Source organism: Roseateles sp. P5_E11 (genome assembly GCF_054049355.1).
This window is the reverse complement of the sequence record NZ_JBFUMO010000266.1, coordinates 1-7694: the sequence shown is the minus strand read 5'-3', so window position 1 is coordinate 7694 and position 7694 is coordinate 1. Positions and strand designations below refer to the sequence as shown.

Sequence of the window (7694 nt, the reverse complement as noted above, 5' to 3'; positions counted from 1 at the left end):
CTGCCAGAGCGGCATGCTGATGGCCGCCGCGGCGCTGCTGAAGGCCAAGCCCAAGCCGACCGATGCCGACATTGACGCGGCCATGACCAACATCTGCCGCTGCGGCACCTACAACCGTGTGCGCGCCGCCATCCACCTGGCTGCCGGCCAGGTGCAGCGCAAGCAGATCCCCATCGTCATCGAAGGGGGCCAGGCATGAGCCCCGCACGGCCGCCCGAAGGGGCTCAACGCCCGCTTGGCGGGACAGCGCGCAGCGCGAAGGGTGCACCAATGAGCGCGGTTCTTTCCCGTCGAAGCTTTCTGCACACCACGAGCGCCGCCGCCGGCGGGCTGATGGTGGGCTTCCACGTGCCAGGCCTTGCCGAGGGTGAAGCCACGCCCGAGCTGAACGCCTGGGTGCAGATCCTGCCGGACGAGAGCGTCGTCATCCGCATCGCGCGCTCGGAGATGGGGCAGGGCACGCTGACCGGCCTGGCCCAGCTCGTGGCCGAGGAGCTGGAGTGCGACTGGGCCAAGGTGAAGACCGAATACCCGACGCCGGGCCAGAACCTCGCGCGCAACCGCGCCTGGGGCAGCATGAGCACGGGCGGCAGCCGTGGCGTGCGCGAGTCGCACGAGTACGTGCGCAAGGGCGGGGCGCTGGCGCGGGCGCTGTTGATCCAGGCGGCGGCCAACCAATGGCAGGTGTCGGTGGTGGAGTGCACGACCTCGGCGGGCTGGGTGGTGCATGCCGGCAAGCGCTTGAGTTACGGCCAGCTCGCCGCCGAGGCCGCCAAGCTGGCCGCGCCGGCCGACATCCAGCTCAAGCCGGCCAAGGAGTGGACGTTGGCGGGCAAGCCGATGAAGCGGCTGGATACCCGCCCCAAGCTCGACGGCTCGCAGGTCTACGGCATGGACCTGCAGCTGCCCGGCATGCTGAATGCGGCGATCAAGGACTGCCCGGTCTTCGGCGGCAAGCTCAAGAGCTTCGACGCGGCGGCCATCGAGGGCCGGTCGGGCGTGAAGAAGGTGGTGAAGGTGGGCGACTCGGCCGTGGCCGTCGTGGCCGACACCTGGTGGCGGGCCAAGACGGCGTTGGACGCGCTGCCCATCGTCTGGGACGAGGGCGTCAACATCACGCAGAACAGCGCCGACACCGCGGCCACGCTGAAGGTCGGTCTGGAAGCCGACACCGCCGCCGTGGGCAGCAGCCAGGGCGATGTGAAGGCCGCGCTGGCGGGTGCCGCGAAGAAGGTCGAGGCCGTCTACAGCTACCCGCACCAGAACCACGCGACGATGGAGGTCATGAACGCGACGGCCAAATGGACCCCCGAGCGTTGCGAAGTCTGGACCCCGACGCAGAACGGCGAGGCCGCGCTCGCCGCTGCGGCCGAATCGTCGGGCCTGCCGCCCTCGGCCTGCGAGGTCTACAAGCTGCATCTGGGCGGTGGCTTCGGCCGGCGCGGCGCCGTGCATGACTGGGTGCGCCAGGCCGTGGCCATTGCCAAGGAGCTGCCGGGCACGCCGGTCAAGCTGATCTGGAGCCGCGAGGAGGACATGACCCACGGCCGCTACCACCCCGTCACCCAGTGCAAGCTGACGGCGGGCCTGGACGCGGCGGGCAAGCTGACGGCCCTGCACATGCGCATCTCGGGCCAAAGCATCATCGCGGGCATCTTTCCGCAGAACATCAAGGACGGGAAGGACCCGGTCGTCTTCCAGGGGCTGAGCGCCGGTGGCGCGGAAGGGGCGCTCGGCTACGCGGTGCCGAACCTGCTCGTCGACCACGCGATGCGCAACCCGACGGTGCCGCCGGGGTTCTGGCGCGGCGTCAACCTGAACCAGAACGCGGTCTATCTGGAGTGCTTCATCGACGAGGTGGCCCACGCCGCCAAGCGCGATCCGCTGGAGCTGCGCCGCGAGCTGCTCGCCAACTCGCCCAAGCACCTGGCCGTATTGAATGCCGTGGCGGCGAAGGCCGGCTGGGGCAAGCCACGAGCGAAGGGAAGATATCTGGGCCTGGCGCAGATCATGGGCTTTGGCAGCTATGTGGCGGCCTGCGCCGAGGTGTCGGTGAGCAAGAAGGGTGAGCTCAAGATCCACCGCATCGTCGCGGCCACCGACCCGGGCCACGCCGTCAACCCGCAGCAGATCGCGGCCCAGGTCGAGGGCAGCTTCGTCTATGGCCTGTCGGCGGCGCTGTTCGGCGAGATCACCGTCAAGGATGGGCGCGTCGAGCAGCAGAACTTCGACACCTACCCGGTGCTGAAGATGGAGCACATGCCGGCCGTCGAGACCATCGTCATGCCCTCGGGCGGCTTCTGGGGCGGCGTGGGTGAGCCCACCATCGCGGTGGCGGCCCCGGCCGTGCTGAATGCGATCTTCGCGGCGACCGGCAAGCGCATCAGGGACCTGCCGCTCAGCAAGAACAAGCTCGCGTGATGCGTGCGCTGCTGGCACTCGTGCTGACCGCCAGCGCGCATGCCGGCGACGTCGAGCGTGGCCGGGCGCTGGTGGCCGACCGCACGCAGAGCCTGTGCCTGCTGTGCCATGCGCTGACGGCCTCAGGAGATGCCAACCAGGGCAATCTAGCGCCGCCGCTGGGTGCAGTGGCGACGCGTTTGAATGCGCAGGGCCTGCGCGATCRCATCGCCGACATGCGGCGCTTCAACCCGTCCACGGTCATGCCGCCCTTCCGCTCGACGGAGGGGCTGCGCGATGTGGCGCCCGCCTGGGCGGGCCGGGCGGCGCTGACCGAGCAGCAGCTCGACGACATCGTGGCCTATCTCGGCACGCTCGCGAAATGAAGCGGCGCGAGTTCACGCTGGCCGCCGCGGCGCTTGCGCTGCTGCCGGAGGCTCGCGCGTCCGACGAAGTCATGCGTGCAGCCATCCGTGCCTGGGCCGGTCGCGACCCCGAGCCCGGCGTGCTGAAGATCGAGATGGCCGAGCTGGTGGAGAACGGCAATGCGGTGCCGGTGCGTGTGGCCGCCAGCGAGGCTGTCGTGGGCCTAGCGCTGTTCACGCCGCTCAACCCCGAGCCCGAGGTCGTGCATGTCGCCTTTGGCGCCAACAGCGACAGGCCCGAGTTCAGCACCCGCATGCGCCTGGCGCGCAGCCAGCGCATCGTCGCCGTCGCCAAGGCAGCCGATGGGCGCTGCTGGCAGAGCGGAGTCGATGTCATCGTGACCTTGGCCGCCTGCGTGGAGCCCTGATGGCGACGCGCGCTGTCATCACCCTGCCTGCTGCCATCAAGGCCGGTGAGCCTTTCGAGGTGCGCGTGACCGTCGCCCATGCGATGGAGACCGGCTACCGCAGCAGCGACGAAGGCGCCCGCCTGCCGCGCGACCTGGTGAGGCGCTTCGAATGCCGCCTGGACGGCGAACTGGTGTTTGCCGCCGACCTGTTTGCGGCTGTTTCGGCCAACCCCTATCTCGCCTTCTGGCTGCGGGCTGAAAGACCTGGCGAGTTGAGCTTTGTCTGGCGCGGCGACAACGGCTTCGAGCACCGTGAGACGCGATCACTGAACGTCGGCCCATGAACACAGCCACAGAGGCACAGAGGCACAGAGGCCAGGCGCTTGCACGAGTTCTCTGTGTCTCTGTGCCTCTGTGGCTGTGTTGCTTGACAGCTCATGCCGACGAGCGCCGCTCCGGCCGCGACACCATGAGCCCGGCATTGCGAACTCTGCAGGCCGACGACGCTCAACACCCCGCCCAGCTCGGCCTGGCCTTCGGGAGAGATCTGTGGAGCCAKGGGGCCAAGTCCTGCGCCAGCTGCCACGGCGAGCCCGAGAAGCTGCGTGGTGCGGCGACCCGTTACCCGGCCTGGGATCGGGGCCTCGTCGACCTGTCTGGCCGCGTCCAGCGCTGCCGCGTGCGCCACCAGCAGCAGCCGGGCTGGGCGCCCGACGCCGAGCCGCTGCTCGCGCTGACCGCTCTCGTCGCCCAGCAGTCGCGCAGCATGCCGCTCAGCCCGCCGCGCGGCCCCGAGCTGGACGCAGCCGCCAAGCAAGGCCAGCGTCTTTACACGGCCCGCATCGGCGCGCTCAACCTGTCCTGCGCCCAATGCCACGACGAGCGTGCGGGCCTGCGCCTGGGCGGCAGCCTCATTCCCCAGGGCCATGTCGACGACTACCCCGTCTTTCGTCTGGAATGGCAGTCGCTGGGCAGCCTGCAGCGCCGCCTGCGTGGCTGCCTGAGCGGCGTGCGCGCGACAGTGTGGGACTGGGACAGCGCCGAACTGCTGGCGCTGGAGGTGTATCTGTCGCGCCGCTCGGCTGGCATGGCGATGCAGCCGCCGGGTGTGCGCCCCTAACAAGCAGGGTGACTGTTACACCGCGTCCTTCCTAGTATGGGGCCATGGCAGTCACGACAACAAGGCGCGAACCGACACTGGAGCGTCTGCGGCTGTYGGTGGGTGAAGCGCTGGTTTTCATCGACCTGGCCAGTGGCGACCTCATCACGACGGGTCTGCGCTGCAGCCTGGTGCAGCGTGGCGGTGGCCGGCTGCTCGGTCGTTCGGTCGTCACGCCGTCGGGCCTGCATGTGTGGCCGGACCTGCCCGAGCGCTGGCGCCAACCGCAGGAGGGCGTCTGTGCCGACGTGCTGGTGCGCGATGAACTGCAGCGTTTCCAGCCCCTGAACCTGCCCTGGCCGCTGCCGGTCCGACCGGTGGGCCAGATCCTCAGTGACCGGGTGCTGGGAGGCATGCGCATGATGCGGGTGGGCTTGCTCAGCGCACCGACACGCAGGCCGCCGCCGGGTGTCTGCAGCGTCTACGGTCTGCTCACCTGGCAGGGCGACGGCGAGCCGGCGGCCTGGGCCCGCGTGTGCCTGATCGATGGCGAAGGCCGTGTGCACGAAGGCGCGAGCGATGCTGAGGGCAGGCTGGCCTTGCATCTGCCGCCGCCTCGCCCGGGCGGCGTCGGAGCGACAKTGCTGCAGGTCTTCGCCGATCCGGCGCTGGGCTTGGCTTCAATGGGCTTGGGCGCGCCCGATGTGATGGCCTTCGCCGACCAGCCGGCGGTGGTCGCGCTGGCCGACGTCGAAGGGCAGGCGGCTTTTGTGCCGGGCGTCGTGGCGGCGCACGAGCCCCTCATCCTCGCCAGTCATGGCCTGCCGCCCGCGCATCGCGAGCTGCGCCTGGTGCCTGTCTGACGCCGCGCTTCAGCGCTGTTCCAGCTGGCGCTTGCCGAACAGCACCTCGCGCGCCTTGTCGTCGGTCAGCGGCTTGCGCGCACCGGCCAGCACCTCCACGCCACGCTGCACGGCCGGGCGCTTGGCGATCTCGTCGAACCAGCCTTTCAGATGCGGGTAGTCGCCCATCTCTACGCCCTGGTTCTTCCAGGAGCGCAGCCACGGGAAGACGGCGATGTCGGCGATGCTGTAGTCCGGCCCACCGAGATAGGTGGCATGGGCCAGGCGCTTGTTGATGACGCTGTACAGGCGCTTGGCCTCKTTGGTGTAGCGATCGATGGCGTAGTCGATCTTCTCGGGCGCGTAGATGCGGAAGTGATGCGCCTGGCCCAGCATGGGGCCGACGCCGCCCATCTGGAACATCAGCCACTGCAGCACCTCGTACTTGCCACGCACGTCGGCGGGCAGGAGCTTGCCCGTCTTGCCAGCCAGGTAGAGCAGGATGGCACCGCTCTCGAACAGCGAGATGGGCTGGCCGCCGGGGCCGCCGGGGTCGGTGATCGCGGGGATTTTGTTGTTGGGACTGATGGCGAGGAAGTCGGGTGCGAACTGCTCACCGGCGCCGATGTCCACGGGATGCACCCGGTAGGCGAGGCGGCACTCCTCCAGCATGATGTGCACCTTGTGGCCGTTGGGCGTGGGCCATGAATACACTTCAATCATTCGTCGCCTCCATGCGGTGTGCCTAGCAAGCAGGCCCCATTCTCAGACTTCCTCACGACTCATGGTGGTAAAGCAAGTCAAGCACTGGCTCGTGACGCGCGCCAACGCGTCGCGCTGGCGTCCGATCGAGGACTGGGCCGAGGCACGCGGGGCCGGATTCACGCAGACGCGGGACGGGTTGGGCTTCCTCGTCGAGCAGCCCAAGGCGTCGCCGGGGCCGCTGCGCATCGAATGGGGTGTGTCGCAGCGCAGCTATCTGCCCGGCTTTGAGCTGCGCATGCGCTGTGAGATGGGCCTGCACCATGACCTGCAGATGATGGTGCTGTGCCGGGCGCTGATGGAGAACCTTGAGCGTGCTGTCTTCGAGGCCTACACCGACACGCTCAAGACCCGCGTCGATACCGACACGCCGGAAGAGATGCGCTGGCTGGTGATGTTCCCCAAGTTCAACAACGCCGCCTCGCAGATGCTGCGCCAACGCTATGGGATCGTCGGCGTGACCAAGGATCTGACCGGCGCGTGGATCGAGGGCGAACTCAGCGAAGCCCTGGTTCAGGCCAGCCAGGACCTGCTGCCCGAAGGCCATCCCTTCGTGCTGATGGCGATGCGCGGCAACCTCTATCTGCGCACGGAAATGAGTGAGGCCGACCTGCCCAGGCTGCAGGCCCTGGTGAAGCTGCTGGAAGTCGCAGCGCGTGAGGCGCAGCGCGTGAACGGGCGGCTGTCAGACAGCGGGGCCTGGCCGACGACGACGTCGATCGCCTGGACGCCCTCGACGCGCCCGGGGGATGTGACCTGACGCGCACGAGTTGCGGGTCGAGCGCTGGGCCGCTCCCGAGCCGGCCCGCCATGGCGATGTGCTTGCCGGTCAATCCGGCGAGCATCGCCGTCCCCCAGGGGGACCGACCAGGTTCGCGCGCGTTCAGCGTTGCGAAACTGGGCGAGGGGCTCACGCTTTCACCGCGAAGCTCCAAGCTAGATCCGCTAGCGGTCGGGCGCTTTTGGCCGTCTCCCTGGCCTGGGCGCTGGAGGCCGTGCCGTCCACCACGCGTTTGGCAATGCCCTGCACGATGGCCGCGATGCGGAACATGTTGTAGGCCATGTAGAAGTTCCAGTCGGCCATGACGGTGCCGGCGTCCCCACGGCCGGTGCGCTCACAGTAGCGCTGCACATACTCGCGCTCGCTCGGAATGCCCAGTGCAACCAGATCCTTGCCGCCCAGGCCGCGCGCGGCGCCCGAGGTCTGGATGTGCCAGCTCATGCAGTGGTAGCTGAAGTCGGCCAGCGGATGGCCGAGCGTCGAAAGCTCCCAGTCCAGCACGGCGATGATGCGAGGCTCGCTGGGGTGGAAGACGACGTTGTCCATGCGGTAATCACCATGGACGATGGCCACCTCGCTCTCGTCGCGGGCCGAAGCCGGGATGTGGGCCGGCAGCCAGGCCAGCAGCGAATCCATCGCCGGGTTGGGCTCGGTGACGGAGGCCAGGTATTGCTTGCTCCAGCGGCCGATCTGGCGCTCGAAGTAATTCCCCGGCTTGCCGTAGGCCGCGAGGCCCACGGCCTTGAAGTCGACCTGGTGCAGGGCCGCGATGACGCGGTTCATCTCGTCGTAATGTGCGGCGCGCTCGGCATTGGTCATGCCGGGCAGGCTCTGGTCCCACAGCACGCGGCCGGGCATGAAGGACATGACGTAGAAGGCGCGGCCGATGACGGCCTCGTCCTCGCACAGCGCGTACATGGCGGGCACTGGCACGTCGGTGCCGGCAAGAGCCCCCATGACCTGGAATTCACGCTCGATGGCATGGGCCGACGGCAGCAGCTTGGCCACGGGGGCGGGCTTGCTGCGCATCACGTA

10 protein-coding genes are annotated in these 7694 nt (G+C 68.7%); 8 read left to right on the top strand and 2 right to left on the bottom strand.

The window, feature by feature from the left end:
• The 7 genes from ACXJKR_RS18620 to ACXJKR_RS18590 all read left to right on the top strand — a co-directional run.
• The coding region (locus ACXJKR_RS18620) for a 2Fe-2S iron-sulfur cluster-binding protein (protein WP_457324075.1) at nt 1-199 on the top strand (199 nt) is incomplete at its 5' end.
• A 71-nt stretch (nt 200-270) separates the two neighbouring features.
• Nucleotides 271-2421, top strand: coding sequence for a molybdopterin cofactor-binding domain-containing protein (locus ACXJKR_RS18615; RefSeq protein ID WP_457324074.1), 2151 nt, complete (start codon nt 271-273; stop codon nt 2419-2421).
• Nucleotides 2421-2786: a sulfur oxidation c-type cytochrome SoxX gene (gene soxX, locus ACXJKR_RS18610; protein ID WP_457324073.1), complete on the top strand. Its 366-nt coding sequence runs from the start codon at nt 2421-2423 to the stop codon at nt 2784-2786. The genes ACXJKR_RS18615 and soxX overlap by 1 nt, the downstream gene beginning before the upstream one ends.
• Nucleotides 2783-3193, top strand: a complete 411-nt coding sequence (locus ACXJKR_RS18605; protein ID WP_056195729.1) for a thiosulfate oxidation carrier protein SoxY — start codon at nt 2783-2785, stop codon at nt 3191-3193. Before soxX ends, ACXJKR_RS18605 begins: the two co-directional genes overlap by 4 nt.
• On the top strand, nt 3193-3519 hold the full coding sequence (locus ACXJKR_RS18600) for a thiosulfate oxidation carrier complex protein SoxZ (protein WP_457324072.1): 327 nt from the start codon (nt 3193-3195) through the stop codon (nt 3517-3519). The genes ACXJKR_RS18605 and ACXJKR_RS18600 overlap by 1 nt, the downstream gene beginning before the upstream one ends.
• Before the next feature lie 83 nt (nt 3520-3602).
• Entirely contained in the window at nt 3603-4295 is a 693-nt protein-coding gene (soxA, locus tag ACXJKR_RS18595; protein ID WP_457324071.1) for a sulfur oxidation c-type cytochrome SoxA, read from the top strand.
• A gap of 44 nt (nt 4296-4339) precedes the next feature.
• Nucleotides 4340-5137 carry a hypothetical protein gene (locus ACXJKR_RS18590; protein WP_457324070.1) on the top strand — a complete coding sequence of 266 codons (798 nt, stop codon included), beginning with the start codon at nt 4340-4342 and terminating at the stop codon, nt 5135-5137.
• A 9-nt stretch (nt 5138-5146) separates the two neighbouring features.
• On the opposite strand, the gene ACXJKR_RS18585 is transcribed toward ACXJKR_RS18590, so the two are convergent.
• Nucleotides 5147-5839, bottom strand: coding sequence for a glutathione binding-like protein (locus ACXJKR_RS18585; protein WP_457324069.1), 693 nt, complete (start codon nt 5837-5839; stop codon nt 5147-5149).
• Nucleotides 5840-5900: 61 nt separating this feature from the next.
• On the opposite strand from ACXJKR_RS18585, the gene ACXJKR_RS18580 reads away from it, so the two are divergent.
• Nucleotides 5901-6638 carry a hypothetical protein gene (locus ACXJKR_RS18580; protein WP_056195743.1) on the top strand — a complete coding sequence of 246 codons (738 nt, stop codon included), beginning with the start codon at nt 5901-5903 and terminating at the stop codon, nt 6636-6638.
• Between the two features lie 150 nt (nt 6639-6788).
• On the opposite strand, the gene ACXJKR_RS18575 is transcribed toward ACXJKR_RS18580, so the two are convergent.
• Nucleotides 6789-7694: phosphotransferase (locus ACXJKR_RS18575; protein ID WP_457324068.1), on the bottom strand; the 906-nt coding region annotated here is incomplete at its 5' end.

What these genes read in the sequence shown, in the direction of transcription:
- ACXJKR_RS18580 (WP_056195743.1), top strand. Translation starts at nt 5,901, where the DNA reads ATGGTGGTAAAGCAAGTCAAGCACTGGCTCGTGACGCGCGCCAACGCG.
- ACXJKR_RS18600 (WP_457324072.1), top strand. Translation starts at nt 3,193, where the DNA reads ATGGCGACGCGCGCTGTCATCACCCTGCCTGCTGCCATCAAGGCCGGT.
- ACXJKR_RS18605 (WP_056195729.1), top strand. Translation starts at nt 2,783, where the DNA reads ATGAAGCGGCGCGAGTTCACGCTGGCCGCCGCGGCGCTTGCGCTGCTG.
- ACXJKR_RS18615 (WP_457324074.1), top strand. Translation starts at nt 271, where the DNA reads ATGAGCGCGGTTCTTTCCCGTCGAAGCTTTCTGCACACCACGAGCGCC.